This is a genomic window from Aureimonas sp. CAS, from assembly GCF_059838215.1.
This window is the reverse complement of record NZ_CM187563.1, coordinates 866,638-882,722: the sequence shown is the minus strand read 5'-3', so window position 1 is coordinate 882,722 and position 16,085 is coordinate 866,638. Positions and strand designations below refer to the sequence as shown.

Below are 16,085 nucleotides of genomic sequence, written 5' to 3'. Positions count from 1 at the left end.
TCAGCTCGCCTTCGCCGCCGCTCGGCGCGGCAGATGCTTCACGACGTTCTCGATCATCCGCATGCCGGCGTCGCCGCCGAGCGTCATGATCGATTCGGGATGAAACTGGACCGCCGCCACGGGCTCGGACTTGTGCTCGAAGGCCATGACGACGCCGTCCTCGGTCTCGGCCGTCACCTCGAAGTCGGAGGACAGGCGCACCGGATCGGCGAAGATCGAGTGGTAGCGCCCGACCGTCACCTCGCCCGCCAGCCCCTCGAAGATGCGGCCGGGCCTGGAGACACGGATGCGGGACGGCTTGCCATGGACAGGCACGTGGAGCGTGCGGAGCTGGCCGCCATAGGCCTCGGCCAGGGCCTGGAGGCCCAGACACACGCCGAAGATCGGCGCCTGCGCCTCGCGCGCGAGCCGGATGGTCGTGCGGCAGTCGAAATCGTCCGGATTGCCCGGCCCGGGCGAGAGGACGACGAGGTCGGGCGCGACGCGCTCGAAGATCTCCCGCGGCACCGGGGTGCGGACCGTCGTCACCTCCGCGCCGGTCTGGCGGAAGTAGTTCGCCAGCGTATGAACGAAGGAATCCTCGTGATCGACGAGGAGGATACGCACCCCCTCGCCCACCTTCGGCTTGGCCTTGGCGACAGACGCCTCGTCCACCTTGCCCGCCTCGCGGATGGCGGTCAGGAGCGCGGACGCCTTCAGCTCGGTCTCGGCCTCCTCCTCCTCCGGATTGGAATCGTAGAGGAGCGTCGCGCCGGCCCGCACCTCAGCGATGCCGTCCTTCAGACGGATGGTCCGCAGCGTCAGGCCGGTGTTCATGTCGCCGTTGAAGTGCATCATGCCGACCGCGCCGCCGTACCAGGAGCGCGGGCTCTTCTCGTTGGCCTCCAGGAAGCGCATCGCCCAGAGCTTCGGCGCGCCCGTCACGGTGACGGCCCAGGCGTGGGAGAGGAACGCGTCCATCGCGTCGAGGCCTTCGCGCAGCCGGCCCTCGATATGATCCACCGTGTGGATCAGCCGCGAATACATCTCGATCTGGCGCCGGCCGATGACGCGCACCGAGCCAGGCTCGCAGACGCGGGACTTGTCGTTGCGGTCCACGTCCGAGCACATGGTCAGCTCGGACTCGTCCTTCTTGGAGTTCAGGAGCTTCAGGATCTGCTCGGAATCGGAGATCGCGTCCGTCCCGCGCTTGATGGTGCCGGAGATCGGGCAGGTCTCGACTCTCCGGCCGGAGACCCGCACGAACATCTCGGGGCTCGCGCCGATCAGGAACTCGTTCTCGCCGAGATTGATCAGGAAGGAATAGGGCGAGGGGTTGATGGCCTTCAGCCGCCGCGAGACGGCAGAGGGCTGGCTGAGGCACGGCTCGAAGAAGGTCTGCCCCGGCACGACCTCGAAGAGGTCGCCGCGCATGAACTTCTCCTTGGCGCGCCGGACCAGCGCCGCGTACTCGCCGGGGCTGTGGTCGCCGCGCGGCGGAATGGCGTTGGCCGGCACGAAGGGCGCGTCCGGCCCGCCGCCTTCGAGGCCGTCCGTCGAGCGGCCGTCCTTCTCGAAGGTGAAGCGGTCGATCCAGGCGGCGGCCGAGTAATGATCGATCGTGCGGATCTCGTCCGGCAAGAAGAGCACGAGGTCGCGCCCGTCGTCGCGGCGCTCCAGCGCCTCGTCCACCCGGTCGAACTGGAAGGCGAGGTCGTAGCCGAAGGCGCCGTAGAGGCCGAGATCGGCGTTCACCGGCGACTTGAAGAGCGCGACGATGGCGCGCAGCACCGAGAACACGGTCGGCGCGCGCGAACGCTCCTCCTCGGTGAAGGGGCGGTCCGGCGTCTTGACGGTCAGATCGATGCGGCGCGCGCCGGCCTTGAAGTCGGCGATGTCCTCATGGCCGTCGAGCGCGGCCCGCACGAAACCGAGAAGCACCTCGCCGCGCTCGTTCAACGCCTCGATGCGCATCGTGCGGCGCTGCGCGGTGACGGCGAGCGGCGGATCGACGATGCCCGTGTCCCAGCGCGTGTAGCGGCCCGGATATTCGTAGTTCGAGGAGAAGACCGCGCCGCGCCGCGTGTCGAGCCGGTCGATGACCGCCTCCATCGCGCCGGCATAGGCGATAAGCTCGCGCCGACGCGTGATCGTCACGCCGCCTTCGGTCACATAGCGCTCGGGAGCGTCGTTCAGGGCTTCCATGGGTCGTCGATCCTCGTCGATGCCGGAGGCGGCCTGACAAGCAAAAAGGCCGCCGGATGGGTCCGGTGCGGCCTTTGTTTGAACTCTCGCGCGTCTCGCGCATGCGTTCGCGGGGGCCGCCTGTCAGCCGCCCTGCCACCAATTCATGCGCGTCGTCGTGCTCGTCATGGTCAAAGCGATAGCGGGCTACGGAACGCGCCGCAACGACGAATCGTCCGGGAGGCGAAAATGCCAAAGCGTCGCAAGAGCGATAGGAGAGAGCGAGCTGCTCCGGCATGGCGATCGAAGGCCGACGACGACGCCCTCCCCTCGTCATCCTCGGGTCAAGCCCGAGGATGACGACAGTCGGCGCCTCTCGAGGGGCGAATCGATGAGGGTTTGAGGAGAACTTCCAAGCGGAACCGGCACGGACGTCCGGCGTGGGATTCCAGCGGATCAGTGGTCGGCCGGTCCGGCGATCGCGGTACGAGGACACCGCGTGTGATCGCGAACCGACCGACCGCCCCACGGTACCCAGGAGATGCGGCGGACCTGAGCATTCCATGGGGAACTTGCGGACCGCCCGTCATGCCGGGCGATCGATCCCACGAGGCATCAACTTGCCGATCCCGCCGCGAAAAGCAACGGGGACGCGAGCGAGCCCGCCCGCGATCTTCACGAATGGTTAAGGATGCCGGCGAACGGCCGCTGAAGCGCGCTTCAGGGTTGACGCGCGTCGCCCAGGAACGACTTGATCGTGTCCATGAACCGGGTGACCGAGATGGGTTTGGAGATGTAGGCCTCGCAGCCCCCCTCGCGGATTCGCTCCTCGTCGCCCTTCATGGCGAAGGCGGTGACGGCGATGACCGGAATGGACTTCAGCTCGCTGTCGGCTTTCAGCTTGCGCGTCACGTCGAGCCCGGAGATCTCCGGCAGCTGGATGTCCATCAGGATCAGGTCCGGCCGGTGCTCGCGGGCGATCTCCATGGCGGACAGGCCGCTGCGGGTCTGTACCGTGCGATATCCGTGAGCTTCGATCAGGTCGCGGAAGAGCTTCATGTTGAGCTCGTTGTCCTCGACGATCATCACAGTCTTGGCCATCTCGCGAAACTCCAACGCCTCGACTTGCACCCTTCGCGGAAGACGGGACACGTGAACGCGGCTCAAGTCGTATCGCGATTTGATTTAAGAATTTGGAATCGTCGCCGGGAGATGCGGACATGGTGGATGCCGATGCTTGATGGAAGGGCCCGGCGCGGGCACGGACCGGGACGGGAGGAGGCCACGGCCCTGGCGATCGATGCGCTGGGCTTTCTGGCGGGCGACCCGGACCGGCTCTCGCGGTTCCTGGCGCTGACGGGCCTCGAAGCGCACGAGCTGCGGGCGGCCGCCAGCGAACCGTCCTTCTTCGTCGCCCTCCTCGACTTCATCCTGGCGGACGAGGCGACGGTCCTCGACTTCGCCGCATCGAGCTCGATCCGGCCCGAGCGCATCGGCGAGGCGCGCCGCGCGCTCGCCGGCTGCGACTTCGACGGCGCCTGATGGGCCGGTCCCGCGCGACGGAAGGCCCGGCGATCGACGATCTGCCCCAGCGCCGCGATGCCCTGCTCGTTCTCGACGTGGACGAGGTGGTGCTGCATTTCGTGCAGCCCTTCCGCGACATTCTCGCTGAGCACGGCGCCCGCTTGCGGTTCGAGAGCTTCGCCCTCACCGGCAACGTGCGCTCGCTCTCGACGGGCGCGGCCATCACCGGACACGAGATCAGCGGCATCACCGAAGCGCTCTATGCCGAGCAGGAGGCGCGCCAGAGCGTCGTCGAGGGCGCGCACGAGGCCCTGGCGGCGCTCTCGGACATCGCCGACATCGTGTTCCTGACCGCGATGACGCCGGTCCACCACGCGGCGCGCCGCCGCCTGCTCGACCGCGAGGGGCTGACCTTTCCGATGATCGCGACCGAACGCTCCAAGGGCGCGGTCGTCGCGGAGCTCGGCCAGCGCTGGACCGGACCGGTCGTCTTCGTGGACGATCTGCCGCAGAACCTGGACGGCGTGCGGCGGTCGCTGGAGCGGACGCGTCTCGTCCACATGATGGCGGACGAGGAGTTGCGGCCGCATCTGCCGCGCCTGCCGCGCGGCGCCCATTCGGCGCGGGACTGGAAGGAGGCGGCTCCCCTCCTCGCCTCCCTTCTGGGAAGCGGCGAAACGCCCGCCTGAGGACGTATCCGCTTGAGGACTCGGGGACGGTCGGCCAGAATGGCGTGGCCCACCCACCGACCATGGAACGAGCGCGTTGCCGACGCCGGCCTTCTGCCGAGACTGCCTTGCGGCGCAGCCGTCCGAGGACCGACGCTGCGTCGCCTGCGGCTCGCCGCGTCTCGTGCGCCACGCCGAGCTCCATGAGCTCTCCATTGCCCATATCGACTGCGACGCCTTCTACGCGGCGGTCGAGAAGCGCGACCGGCCCGATCTGGCAAGCGTTCCGCTGATCATCGGCGGCGGGAAGCGCGGCGTCGTGCTGACCGCCTGCTACAACGCGCGCATCAAGGGCGTGCGCTCGGCCATGCCGATGTTCAAGGCGCTCGCGCTCTGTCCCGAGGCGACGATCATCCGGCCGGACATGGGCAAATATGCCGAGGTCGGGCGCTCGATCCGCGAGCGCATGCGCGCGGTCACTCCGCTGGTCGAGCCGCTGTCGATCGACGAGGCCTTTCTCGACCTTTCGGGCACCCAGCGCCTGCACAGGGCGCCCCCCGCCCTCATCCTGGCGCGCCTGTCGAAGGAGATCGAGGCGCAGGAGCGCGTCAGCGTCTCCATCGGGCTCTCCCACAACAAGTTTCTCGCCAAGATCGCCTCGGACCTCAACAAGCCGCGCGGCTTCTCGGTGATCGGCCGGGCCGACACGCTGGCGTTCCTGGCGCAACGTCCGATCTCGGCCATCTGGGGCGTCGGCGAGGCGACGCGCCAGCGCCTGGAGCGCGACGGGCTGCGCACCATCGCGCAGTTGCAGACGATGGACGAAGGCGAGCTGATGAAGCGCCACGGCACGATGGGCCAGAAGCTCTGGCGCCTGTCGCGCGGGATCGACAACCGCGCCGTGAAGTCGCGCGGCGAGGCCAAGAGCATCTCCGCCGAGACCACCTTCGAGACCGATCTTTCGACGCGGGCCGAGCTTCTGCCAGTCCTGCGCGCGCTGTGCGAGAAGGTCGCGCTGCGCCTGAAGGCGACCGACCTCTCCGCCTCCACCGTCGTGTTGAAGCTGAAGGATCAGAGCTTCCGCATCCGCACGCGCAACCGCAAGCTGGCGAACCCCACGCGGCTCGCCGACCGGCTCTTCGAAACGGCGCGCGCGCTTCTGGAGAAGGAGCTCGACGGCACGCGCTTCCGGCTTCTCGGCGTCGGCTGCAACGATTTCGAACCCATGGCCGCGGCCGATCCGGCCGACCTCCTGGACCCCAATGCGGGCCGGCGCGCCAAGGCGGAGGGCGCGCTCGACGCGCTGCGCCAGAAGTTCGGCGCGAACGCGATCGAGACGGGCTACACCTTCCGCCCCGCCGCCGACCGTCAGGCCGAGGCGGAGCGCCGCGCGGCCCGCCCGCGCGAGATCAGGCCGAACGAACGCGGCTGAGCCGCCCGGCGCCGAGCGTCAGGAGAACTCGACCTCGACGACGCCGGGCGTCGCACGGATGGCGCTCGCCATTTGCGGCGAGACGCGGAACCGCTCGGGCAGCGCGATCTCGACCTCGCGCTCGCCGTTCTCCTGCAACAGCACGATCGAGACCTGGCTTTCGCCCTGTTTCAACTGCGGGCGCAGGGCCTGGAAGGGCGCGGCGTCGCGCAGGAAGATGCGCATGGACTGCTGCATGCGCTCGGCTTCCGCCTCCAGCGACTGCACGCCCTGCACGCGCAGCGAGATGCCCTCCGGGCGCTCCTCGGCCGAGACCGTGACGATGACCGAGGCGCCCGGCTCCAGCTGCTCGCGATACTGGATCAGCGTCTCGGTGAAGAGCACGACCTCGTACTGACCGGAGGAATCGGACAGGGTCACGATGCCAATCTTGCCGCCCGTGCGCGTCTTGCGCTCCTGGCGACCGGTCACCGTGCCGGCGAGGCGCCCGGCCGTCGCGCCCTTGCGCACCGAAGCGCTCAGCTCGGCGTGGGACTGCACGTTCAGGCGCTTCAACGCCTTCTTGTACTCGTCGAGCGGATGAGCCGAGAGGTAGAAGCCGATCGACTGGAACTCGCGCATCAGCTTTTCTGCGCTGGTCCAGACGGTCTGCTTCTGCAGGCGCAGCGGCTCGGGACCGGCATCGGCGCCGCCGAACATGTCGTGCTGGCTGGACGTGCGGCTTTCGTGCGCGCTCGCGGCGTAGCTCGCGATCTCGTCGACATTGGCGCAGAGGCGCGCCCGCTCGTGGCCGAAACAGTCCAGCGCCCCGGCGCAGATCAGATGCTCCAGCGTGCGCTTGTTGAGGATCTTCGGATCGATCCGCGAACAGAAATCCTCCAGCGAGCGGAACTTGCCGCCGGCCTCGCGAAGCGCGACGATGTGCTCGACCGCCTGCTCGCCGACGCCCTTGATCGCCGCGAGCGAGTACAGGATCCTGCCCTCCTCCACCTCGAACGGCTTGTAGGAGGTCTGAACGGAGGGCGGCACGACCTCGATGCCGAGCCTTTTCGCGTCCATCCGGAAGTCGTTGAGCTTGTCGGTGTTGCCGCAGTCGAGCGTCATCGAGGCGGCGAGGAACTCGGTCGGGTGGTTCGCCTTCAGATAGGCCGTCTGGTAGGCGACGAGCGCATAGGCCGCCGCGTGACTCTTATTGAAGCCGTAGTCGGCGAACTTCGCCAGAAGGTCGAAGATCGTGTTCGCCTGCGCCTTCTCGATGCCGCGCTCCACGCAGCCGTCGACGAAGCGCACGCGCTGCTTGTCCATCTCGGCGCGGATCTTCTTGCCCATCGCGCGCCGCAGCAGGTCCGCCTCGCCGAGCGAATAGCCCGACAGGACCTGCGCGATCTGCATCACCTGTTCCTGGTAGACGATGACGCCTTGCGTCTCGCGCAGGATCGGCTCGATGAGCGGGTGGATGACCTCCACCTCCTCCTCGCCGTGCTTTCGGGCGTTGTAGACCGGGATGTTCTCCATCGGTCCCGGCCGGTAGAGCGCGACGAGGGCGATGATGTCCTCGAAGCAGTCCGGCCGCATGCCGATCAGCGCCTTGCGCATGCCGACCGATTCCACCTGGAAGACGCCGACGGTCTCGCCGCGCGTCATCATCTGGTAGCTCGGCGCGTCGTCGAGCGGCAGCGCGGAGAGGTCGATCGCCACGCCCTTGCGCTCGATCAGCGCGACGGCGGTCTGCAGCGTCGTCAGCGTCTTGAGGCCGAGGAAGTCGAACTTCACCAGCCCGGCCTGCTCGACCCATTTCATGTTGTACTGCGTGACCGGCATGTCGGAGCGCGGATCGCGGTACATCGGAACGAGCTTGGACAGCGGCCGGTCGCCGATGACGATGCCGGCGGCGTGGGTCGAGGCGTGGCGGTAGAGGCCCTCGAGCTTGAGCGCGATGGTGATGAGGCGATCGACGATCTCCTCCTTCTCGCGCGCCTCGGCCAGACGCGGCTCCTCCTCCAGAGCCTGGGCGAGCGTCACCGGATTGGCGGGATTGGCCGGCACCAGCTTGCAGAGCTTGTCGACATGGCCGTAGCTCATTTCGAGCACGCGACCGACGTCGCGAAGGACCGCCCTCGCCTGCATCGACCCGAAGGTGATGATCTGCGCCACCTGCTCGCGGCCGTACTTGGCCTGCACGTAGCGGATCACCTCCTCGCGCCGGTCCTGGCAGAAGTCGATGTCGAAGTCCGGCATCGAGACGCGGTCGGGGTTGAGGAAGCGCTCGAACAGGAGCGAGAAGCGAAGCGGGTCGAGGTCCGTGATGGTCAGCGACCAGGCGACGAGCGAGCCCGCGCCCGAGCCGCGGCCCGGTCCGACCGGAATCCCTTGCGCCTTCGCCCATTTGATGAAGTCGGCGACGATCAGGAAGTAGCCGGGAAAGCCCATGCGCTCGATGACGCCGAGCTCGAACTCCAGCCGATCGCGATAGGCCGCCTCGTCCTGCCCCGGCGCGGTGCCGTGGAAGGCGAGGCGCGCGTCCAGCCCTTCGACCGCCTGCCGGCGCAGCTCGGCGGCCTCCGCGCGCAGGGCCTCCGCCGCGTCCTCGGCGTCGGCGCCGGTAAAGCGCGGCAGGATCGGCTTGCGGGTGCGCGGGCGGTAGGAGCAGCGCCGCGCGATCTCGACCGTGTTCTCCAGCGCCTCCGGCAGGTCCGCGAAGAGCTTGCCCATGTCGGCCTGGCTCTTCAGGCAGTGATCGCGCGTCAGGCGCCGCCGGTCCTCGTGGCTGACGAGCCGGTTGGAGGCGACCGCGATCAGCGCGTCATGCGCGTCGAAATCCTCGGCGCAGAAGAAGAAGGCCTCGTTGGTGGCCACGAGCGGCAGCTCCAGCTCGTAGGCCAGATCCACCGTGTCGGCCTCGGTTCGCTCGTAGCGGCCCACATGGCGCTGCAATTCGACATAGAGGCGGTCGCCGAAGATCGCCTTCAACCGCTCCAGCCGCTCGCGGGCGAGCGGCGTGCGTCCCGCTTCGATGGCAAGGCCGAGGGGCCCGAGCGGGCCGCCCGTCAGCGCGATGACGCCGCCGGCATGGCGCTCCACCCATTCCAGCGTCACATGCGTGCGCTGATCCTCGCCATGGCCGAGATAGGCGAGCGAGACGAGTTCGGTGAGGTTGGCGTAGCCCTCCTCCGTCGCGGCGATGAAGACCATCGGCGCCGAGCCGGGCAGCCGGTTGCGGTCCCGCCCCGAGCCCTCGGCCGTCGCGTCGCCGAACTCCACGTCCAGCTGGCAGCCGACGATCGGCTGGATGCCGGCCTTGGCGGCCTTCTCGGAGAATTCGAGCGCGCCGAAGAGATTGTTGGTGTCGGCGATGCCGATGGCCGGCGCCTTGTCGCCCTTGGCATGCTTGACGATCTGGTCGATCCGCAGCGCGCCTTCCAGAAGCGAGAAGGCGCTGTGGACGCGCAGATGGATGAAGTCGGGACCTTGCGTGACGTCCGTCGTCATGGGCGTTCCATCCTTCATGCCGTGCGATGCGCGATGCCGGAGACCGGAATCGAAGCCTCGATCCTACGCCCGATCGCCCCCGCGCGGGGGCGATCGACGCGGCCATCCACAAGAGATGGGATCGAGGAAGCCTGGTTGCAGGAGTCCTCTAGACGGGGACCGCCGGCCCCTTCCCCTTGGTCTTGTAGGGCGCCATTCCGGCCCGCGCGAGTTCGTCGGCCCGCTCGTTCAGATCGTGCCCGGCGTGGCCCTTCACCCAGTGGAAGGTGACGTCGTGGCGAAGCCGCTCCTCGTCGAGGCGCTGCCAGAGCTCGGCGTTCTTGACCGGCTTCCTGTCCGCCGTCTTCCAGCCGTTCCGCTTCCAGCCATGGATCCACTTGGTGATGCCGTTGCGCACATATTGCGAGTCGGTGTGGAGATCGACCGCGCAGGGACGCTTGAGGGCGCCCAGCGCCTCGATCGCCGCCAGAAGCTCCATGCGGTTGTTGGTCGTCATGGCCTCGCCGCCCGACATCTCGCGGGTCGTCTCCCCATGGGTCAGGATCGCGCCCCATCCGCCGGGGCCGGGATTGCCCGAACAGGCGCCGTCCGTGTGGATCTCGACCCTCGTCTTCTCGCTCATGCCGCCGCAATGTTCCCCGTGATTCCGAATTCGCGCACGCTCCCGATCCCACGCAGGAAGCGCGACTTGCGAAGATACTCCTTCGGGTCCTTCTTGGTGACGAAGGAGCCTTCGGGCGTGTTGATCCAGTCGTAGAGCCGCGTCAGCATGAAGCGCATCGCCGCCCCGCGCGCCAGCGTGGGCAGCGCGTCCAGCTCGGCGTCGGACAGGGGCCGGACCGCGGAATAGCCCTCGATCATCGCCCGCGCCTTGGTGACGTTGAAGGCGCCGTCGAACTCGAAGACCCAGGCGCAGAGCCCGATGGCGAGATCGTAGGCGAGGACGTCGTTGCAGGCGAAGTAGAAGTCGATGAGACCCGACAGCTCGCCGCGCAGGAAGAAGACGTTGTCGGGGAAGAGGTCGGCGTGGATGACGCCCTCCGGCAAGGCGCGCGGCCAGGCGCGCTCCAGCTCGGTCAGCTCCGCCTCGATCTCGGCGGCGAGACCGTCCGCCACCTGGTTCGTCGCCTGCCGGTCGCAGGCTTGGAAGAGCGGGCGCCATGCCGGAAGGGCCAGAGCGTTCGGCCGGCGGCCGGAGAAGCCCTCGCCGGCCAGATGCATGCGCGCCATCGCCTCGCCGACGCGACGGCAGTGGTCCACGGTCGGGCGGCGCGTCCACATGCCTTCCAGGAAGGTGAAGAGCGCGGCAGGGCGCCCGGCGAGCTCGCCCAGCGTCTCACCGTCCCGCGCTTCGACCGGCAACGGGCAGGACAGGCCGCGATCGGCCAGATGGCGCATCAGATCGACGAAGAAGGGCAGGTCGGCGCGCTCCACCCGCTTCTCGTAGAGCGTCAGGATGAAGGTGCCGCCCTCCGCCCGCAGGAGGAAGTTGGAGTTCTCCACCCCTTCCGCGATGCCCTTGTAGGACAGGAGGCCGCCCACCTCGTAGCGCTCCAGGAAGGCCGCGACCTCCGGCTCGGTGACGTCCGTGTAGACGGCCATCAGGCCGCCTCGCCGTTGACGAAGGCCATGTCGGCCGGGGTCAGCGGCACGTCGCGCAGCGAGCGCATGACGGGGAAGTTCTCGTTCTCGATGGCGGTCTGCACCAGCTCGATGCGCACGTCGTAGCGCTCGCGCAGCGCCGCCAGAACGTCGTCGGTGAGGATTTCCGGCGCCGAGGCGCCCGCCGACATGCCGAGCGTGCCGCCGCCCGCCGGAATCGCGTCCCAGGGGATGTCCTGCCGGCCCTGCACGAGGGCGCCGCGACGGGCACCGGCCCGCTCCGCGACCTCCACGAGGCGCCTGGAGTTGGACGAGTTCGGCGCGCCGACGATCAGGAAGGCGTCCGCGCCGGGCGCCGCGACCTTCACCGCGTCCTGACGGTTGGTGGTGGCATAGCAGATCGATTCCGACGACGGCGCCTGCATCTGGGGAAACTTCGTCTCGAGCGCGGCGATGACGCCCGCCGTATCCTCCACCGAAAGCGTCGTCTGCGTGACGAAGCCGAGCGCGGCGGGATCGGCCGGATCGAAGGCCGCGACGTCCTCCTCCGTCTCGATCAGCGTCACGGCGCCTTCGGGCAACTGCCCCATCGTGCCGACGACCTCCGGGTGCCCGGCATGGCCGATCAGAAGCACGTGGCGGCCGAGGCGCATGTGGCGCATCGCCTGCTTGTGGACCTTGGAGACCAGCGGGCAGGTCGCGTCGAGATAGAGCATTTCGCGACGCTCGGCCTCGGCGGGTACCGATTTCGGCACGCCGTGCGCGGAGAAGACCACCGGCCGCCCGTCGTCGGGAATGTCGGAGAGCTCCTTCACGAAGACCGCGCCCATCTCGCGCAGCCCGTCCACGACGTATTTGTTGTGGACGATCTCGTGCCGGACATAGACCGGCGCGCCGAACTTCTTCAGCGCCAGCACCACGATCTGGATGGCGCGGTCGACGCCGGCGCAGAAGCCGCGCGGCTCGCACAGGCGGACGATCAGCTGCGGCTTGGAGGGCGCAAGGGACAAGGCGGAGGCTCCGGCGGGGTTCGGGGCGAATGAAGGGATCGCGCCCCGCCCTGTCAACCCGCGGCGGGCCGTCTGCGGCGACGCGCCTGCGAGACGACGAGGATCACCAGCATGCCGAGCATCAGCGCGGCGAGCGAGAACCATGTGATCGCGTATTGCAGATGGTTGTTCGGCACGTCGATCACCGTCGTGCCGCCGATCGGGTGGCCGCCGGGCGCGGCGCCCGGTCCGGCATCGACCGTGAAGGGCAGAAGGCGCGTGCCCTCCGGCAGATCGAGCCCCGCCGCCATGTCGTCCAGCGAGCGCCAGAAGAAGGCGTTGCCATCGAGATCGTTGTCGGGCGTGAACCCGCCGGGCTTTTCCGCCGACGCGTTGCGCGCCAGCCCCGTGACGGTCGCCACGCCCTCGATCTGCCCCTCCGGCCGGGTTGCCGGATCGCGCAGCGCATAGGGCACGAAGCCGCGATTGACGAAGATCGCGTCGCTCGTTCCCTCGATCAGAAGCGGCGTGTGGACGTTCCACCCCGCCTGCCCCGCCGAGGTGGAGAGGAAGTAGCGCTCGCCCGAATGGAGGAAGGTGCCGGACACGGTGAGGGGGACATATTCGACGTCGCCCGTCTCGTTCGCCAGAGCTTCGACCTCGGCGACCGACGCCGGTTCGGAATGGATGCGCTGCTCGATCGTCTCGACGATCGCCTGCTTCCACTGCAGCCGATCGACCTGCCAGAGGCCGAGATTGAGAAGGATGCCGATGCCGACGACGCAGAGGACGACAGCCGTCCAGTAGCGGCCTCGCGGCATCGGGCCGGGACGGCGGGGTTCGCGCTCCGGCACCGCGTCCGTCGTCACCTCACTCGTCATCGCCGCGCACCAGACGACCTTCCTCGGCCCGGTTGCGGAACTGCAGGCCGACCATCAGCCCCTTCGACCAGCGCAGGAGCGGCAGGCTGAGCACGGCGGCGACGAGCGGCCAGAGAACGATGTGCAGCCAGACCGGCGGCTCGTGGACGAATTCCACGTAGAGGGCGAGCCCGACGATCACGAAGCCGACCAGCGACATCACGAAGAAGGCCGGCCCGTCCGCCGAATCGAACACCGAATAGTCGAGACCGCAGACTTCGCAGGAGGGACGCAGGCTCAGGACGCCGGCGAAGAGCCGCCCCTCCCCGCAGCGCGGGCAGCAACCCTTCGCGCCCGCCTTGGCGGAATCGACGTTGGCGTATCGGTTCAGATCCTGGCTCACGTCCCATCCTTGCCAAAGGAAAGGGGCGGCCGGAAGACCGACCGCCCCGAAAAACCGCGTCGCGGCTCCGTTGAAGCGAGCCCGCGTCAGCCGCCGTAGACCGGCGCGCCCCAGCTTCCCCAGACATAGATGGCGAAGAACAGGAACAGCCAGACGACGTCGACGAAGTGCCAGTACCAGGCGGCGGCCTCGAAGCCGAAATGCTTGGCCGGGGTCATCTGTCCGGCCATCGCCCGCAGGAGGCAGACCGTCAGGAAGATGATGCCGACGATCACGTGGAAGCCGTGGAAGCCGGTCGCCATGTAGAAGGTGGCGCCGTAGATCGAACCCGCGAACTCGAACGGCGCGTGGGCGTATTCGACGTACTGCACGAAGGAGAAGATCACGCCGAGGACGACGGTGAGCGCCAGACCCGTGATCAGGCTCTTGCGGTCGTTCTCCAGCATCGCGTGGTGCGCCCAGGTCACCGTCGTGCCCGAGAGAAGCAGCGTGATCGTGTTGAACAGCGGCAGGTGCAGCGGATCGAGCACCTCGATCCCGACCGGGGGCCACTGGCCGCCCGTCGCCTGCAGGCGGGCCACCTGCTGCGCTTCGTCGTAGAAGAAGCTGGCGTCGAAGAAGGCCCAGAACCAGGCGACGAAGAACATCACCTCGGAGGCGATGAACATGATCATGCCGTAGCGAAGGTGCATCGACACGACGGGGGTGTGATGGCCCTCCTGGCCTTCCCTGATGGCGTCCGACCACCAGGCGAACATCACGTAGAGGACGAGGGCCAGACCGATCGCGAAAATGTAGGGATTGGCCCAGTTCATCCCGAGGAAGTTGAACGGCGCGTCGTTGATCCAGCGAAACAGCGAGACCGAGCCGAACATCAGGATGAAGGCGCCGAGCGAGGCGAGAGCCGGCCAGGGGCTCGGATCTATGATGTGATAGTCGTGATGCTTGGCGTGCGTGTCGGCCATTCTCTCGCGCCCCGTTTCCCCCGGTTCGAACGCTTCTATCGCGTCCCCGGACCGATTCCAATCAAACTACGGCATCGGCCCGAAAGTCGGGACCGACTTTCGGAAAGCCGGATGCGCAGATTCAAAGCAATAGAGCGATCTTTGTGCGTCCTAACGGACGCACGGCGCTCTAGAGCCCGTTCATGCCGGGCGTCGCCGCCCGTTCTCCCGTCTCTTCGGCAGTCCCGCCCGCACCTCTTCTGCAAGAGAAGGGTGCAGGTTTCGTTCCATCCCACCTGCCTCGCGGCCGATGTCAGCCTCCCGCCGACCCCGCCCCGGCCCTCGCCACAGGCGTGCGCGGAGCATCGACCGGGAAGAAGGTGTAGGACAGGGTGATCGGCGGCGCGTTCGCCAGTTCCTCGCGCTCCAGGAGCGCGGGATCGACGAAGAAGACGATCGGCATGTCGACCTCTTCGCCGGGCTGCAGCGTCTGCTCGTCGAAGCAGAAGCAGTACAGCTTGTTGAAATAGACGCCTGCGGCCTGCGGCGTGACGTTGAAGGTCGCCATCGCGGTGACCGGGCGATCCGAATCGTTGCGCACGCGATAGGCGGTCTGGCGGGTCTCGCCGAGCTTAACGCTCACCTGCCGCTCGGTCGGGCGGAACGTCCAGGGCACGCCCGGCGAAGCGTTCGAATCGAAGCGCACGGTGATCGAGCGATCGCTCACCGCCAGTTCGTTGGCCTCCACGCGCTGCGTGGTGCCGCCGTAGCCGGTCACCTGGCAGAAGAGCTCGTAGAGCGGAACGGACGCGTAGGCCGCGCCGAGCATCCCCATGGAGAAGGCGAGGCAGCCGACGGCAATGCGGCGGGCCCGCTTCTGGTCGAAGGACCGGTTCGCGCCGGCAGTACTGTTCTCTCCGCTCATGTCACGAACTCATTCGGATGACGGTGACGACGTAGAAGATCACGATCAGCGCCACGAGAACGAGGGCGATCGCCACCGAACGGCGGCGCTGGGCCTGCTTCTCCTGCGGCGTCAGCGTGACGCGCTCCTCCTCCATCACAGCACCCCGATGGCGGAGAGCCGCGCGACGGTGCCCTCCCCCAGAAGCAGGGCGAAGAGCGCGAAGAGATAGAGGATCGAGAAGCCGAAGAGCTTCTTGGCCGGGACCATCGCCTTGTCGCCGTCGGGCATCTTCAGGACCTTCCAGGCCCCGTAGAGGAAGACGACCCCCAGAACCGCCGAGACGATCCCGTAGACCGGCCCGGCGAAGCCGAGGGCGTAGGGCGCGACGCCGAGCGGCGCGAGGACGAGGCTGTAGGCGAAGATGTGCCGGCGCGTCGTCGCCTCGCCGGAGACGTTCGGCAGCATGGGAACGCCGGCGGCTCCGTAGTCGCGCATCTTGAAGAGCGCCAGGGCCCAGAAATGCGGCGGCGTCCAGAGGAAGATGATGAGGAAGAGGACGATGGATTCGAGACTCACCCCGCCCGTGACGGCGGCCCAGCCGATCATCGGCGGGAAGGAGCCCGCCGCGCCGCCGATGACGATGTTCTGCGCGGTCGTGCGCTTCAGACCCATCGTGTAGATCACGGCGTAGAAGAAGATGGTGAAGGCGAGGAAGCCGGCGGCGAACCAGTTGGCCGCCAGCCCGAGCAGCATCACCGACAGGACCGACAGCGACAGGCCGAAGGCCAGCGCCTGGCCCGGCGTGACGCGCCCGCTCGGGATCGGCCGGGCGGCGGTGCGCGTCATCAGGACATCGATGTCCCGGTCGTACCACATGTTCAGAGCGCCGGAGGCGCCCGCGCCGACGGCGATGGCGAGGATCGAGATCAGGGCGAGCGCGGGATGCAGTTCGCCGGGCGCCAGCACGAGGCCGGTGACCGCCGTCAGCACGACGAGCGACATCACCCTCGGCTTCAGCAGGCTCAGGAAGTCGCCCGGCTCCGCCAGGCTGATCGCGGGCCTCGAAAGGCCGGAGCCGATGTCGGTTGCGGTCAAGAGATCACC

The 16,085-nt window shown here is 68.1% G+C and carries 15 protein-coding genes; 3 read left to right on the top strand and 12 right to left on the bottom strand.

Annotation, left to right across the window (positions count from 1 at the left end):
• Entirely contained in the window at positions 1–2,184 is a 2,184-nt protein-coding gene (locus AC6R2M_RS04100) for an anthranilate synthase (RefSeq protein WP_500485749.1), read from the bottom strand.
• A 699-nt stretch (positions 2,185–2,883) separates the two neighbouring features.
• Positions 2,884–3,264, bottom strand: a complete 381-nt coding sequence (locus tag AC6R2M_RS04095; protein ID WP_500485747.1) for a response regulator — start codon at positions 3,262–3,264, stop codon at positions 2,884–2,886.
• Positions 3,265–3,390: 126 nt separating this feature from the next.
• Between AC6R2M_RS04095 and AC6R2M_RS04090 the strand changes: the two genes are divergently transcribed.
• From AC6R2M_RS04090 to AC6R2M_RS04080, 3 genes are all read left to right on the top strand, one after another.
• Positions 3,391–3,705, top strand: coding sequence for a DUF3572 domain-containing protein (locus AC6R2M_RS04090; RefSeq protein ID WP_500485745.1), 315 nt, complete (start codon positions 3,391–3,393; stop codon positions 3,703–3,705).
• On the top strand, positions 3,705–4,376 hold the full coding sequence (locus tag AC6R2M_RS04085) for a hypothetical protein (RefSeq protein ID WP_500485743.1): 672 nt from the start codon (positions 3,705–3,707) through the stop codon (positions 4,374–4,376). Before AC6R2M_RS04090 ends, AC6R2M_RS04085 begins: the two co-directional genes overlap by 1 nt.
• 76 nt (positions 4,377–4,452) lie before the next feature.
• The gene (locus tag AC6R2M_RS04080) at positions 4,453–5,787 is read left to right on the top strand and encodes a DNA polymerase IV (protein WP_500485741.1); all 1,335 of its coding nucleotides are present in this window, start codon (positions 4,453–4,455) and stop codon (positions 5,785–5,787) included.
• A gap of 18 nt (positions 5,788–5,805) precedes the next feature.
• Here the strand turns inward: AC6R2M_RS04080 and dnaE are convergent, their stop codons facing one another.
• The 10 genes from dnaE to cyoE form a co-directional block, all read right to left on the bottom strand.
• Positions 5,806–9,276 carry a DNA polymerase III subunit alpha gene (dnaE, locus tag AC6R2M_RS04075; RefSeq protein ID WP_500485739.1) on the bottom strand — a complete coding sequence of 1,157 codons (3,471 nt, stop codon included), beginning with the start codon at positions 9,274–9,276 and terminating at the stop codon, positions 5,806–5,808.
• Positions 9,277–9,424: 148 nt separating this feature from the next.
• On the bottom strand, positions 9,425–9,898 hold the full coding sequence (gene rnhA, locus AC6R2M_RS04070) for a ribonuclease HI (RefSeq protein WP_500485737.1): 474 nt from the start codon (positions 9,896–9,898) through the stop codon (positions 9,425–9,427).
• Complete coding sequence (locus AC6R2M_RS04065; RefSeq protein WP_500485735.1) at positions 9,895–10,878, bottom strand: homoserine kinase; 984 nt, start codon at positions 10,876–10,878, stop codon at positions 9,895–9,897. The genes rnhA and AC6R2M_RS04065 overlap by 4 nt, the downstream gene beginning before the upstream one ends.
• On the bottom strand, positions 10,878–11,888 hold the full coding sequence (gene ispH / locus AC6R2M_RS04060; protein WP_500485733.1) for a 4-hydroxy-3-methylbut-2-enyl diphosphate reductase: 1,011 nt from the start codon (positions 11,886–11,888) through the stop codon (positions 10,878–10,880). Before ispH ends, AC6R2M_RS04065 begins: the two co-directional genes overlap by 1 nt.
• A gap of 53 nt (positions 11,889–11,941) precedes the next feature.
• Positions 11,942–12,748, bottom strand: coding sequence for an SURF1 family protein (locus AC6R2M_RS04055; RefSeq protein ID WP_500485731.1), 807 nt, complete (start codon positions 12,746–12,748; stop codon positions 11,942–11,944).
• Positions 12,738–13,130 (bottom strand): DUF983 domain-containing protein, encoded by a 393-nt coding sequence (locus AC6R2M_RS04050; RefSeq protein ID WP_500485729.1) that lies wholly within the window; start codon positions 13,128–13,130, stop codon positions 12,738–12,740. The genes AC6R2M_RS04055 and AC6R2M_RS04050 overlap by 11 nt, the downstream gene beginning before the upstream one ends.
• A gap of 86 nt (positions 13,131–13,216) precedes the next feature.
• Positions 13,217–14,095, bottom strand: coding sequence for a cytochrome c oxidase subunit 3 (locus AC6R2M_RS04045; protein ID WP_500485727.1), 879 nt, complete (start codon positions 14,093–14,095; stop codon positions 13,217–13,219).
• Between the two features lie 292 nt (positions 14,096–14,387).
• A complete protein-coding gene (locus AC6R2M_RS04040; RefSeq protein WP_500485725.1) occupies positions 14,388–14,999 on the bottom strand; it encodes a cytochrome c oxidase assembly protein in 612 nt (203 codons plus the stop codon).
• Between the two features lies 1 nt (position 15,000).
• Complete coding sequence (locus AC6R2M_RS04035) at positions 15,001–15,135, bottom strand: cytochrome c oxidase system small membrane protein (RefSeq protein WP_500485723.1); 135 nt, start codon at positions 15,133–15,135, stop codon at positions 15,001–15,003.
• On the bottom strand, positions 15,135–16,076 hold the full coding sequence (gene cyoE / locus AC6R2M_RS04030) for a heme o synthase (protein WP_500485721.1): 942 nt from the start codon (positions 16,074–16,076) through the stop codon (positions 15,135–15,137). Before cyoE ends, AC6R2M_RS04035 begins: the two co-directional genes overlap by 1 nt.
• Positions 16,077–16,085 lie beyond the last annotated feature (9 nt).

Coding starts and splice junctions, on each gene's coding strand:
- AC6R2M_RS04055 (WP_500485731.1), bottom strand. CDS start 12,748: ATGACGAGTGAGGTGACGACGGACGCGGTGCCGGAGCGCGAACCCCGC.
- AC6R2M_RS04085 (WP_500485743.1), top strand. CDS start 3,705: ATGGGCCGGTCCCGCGCGACGGAAGGCCCGGCGATCGACGATCTGCCC.
- AC6R2M_RS04095 (WP_500485747.1), bottom strand. CDS start 3,264: ATGGCCAAGACTGTGATGATCGTCGAGGACAACGAGCTCAACATGAAG.
- AC6R2M_RS04090 (WP_500485745.1), top strand. CDS start 3,391: ATGCCGATGCTTGATGGAAGGGCCCGGCGCGGGCACGGACCGGGACGG.
- rnhA (WP_500485737.1), bottom strand. CDS start 9,898: ATGAGCGAGAAGACGAGGGTCGAGATCCACACGGACGGCGCCTGTTCG.
- AC6R2M_RS04065 (WP_500485735.1), bottom strand. CDS start 10,878: ATGGCCGTCTACACGGACGTCACCGAGCCGGAGGTCGCGGCCTTCCTG.
- dnaE (WP_500485739.1), bottom strand. CDS start 9,276: ATGACGACGGACGTCACGCAAGGTCCCGACTTCATCCATCTGCGCGTC.
- AC6R2M_RS04040 (WP_500485725.1), bottom strand. CDS start 14,999: ATGAGCGGAGAGAACAGTACTGCCGGCGCGAACCGGTCCTTCGACCAG.
- AC6R2M_RS04035 (WP_500485723.1), bottom strand. CDS start 15,135: ATGGAGGAGGAGCGCGTCACGCTGACGCCGCAGGAGAAGCAGGCCCAG.
- AC6R2M_RS04045 (WP_500485727.1), bottom strand. CDS start 14,095: ATGGCCGACACGCACGCCAAGCATCACGACTATCACATCATAGATCCG.
- AC6R2M_RS04100 (WP_500485749.1), bottom strand. CDS start 2,184: ATGGAAGCCCTGAACGACGCTCCCGAGCGCTATGTGACCGAAGGCGGC.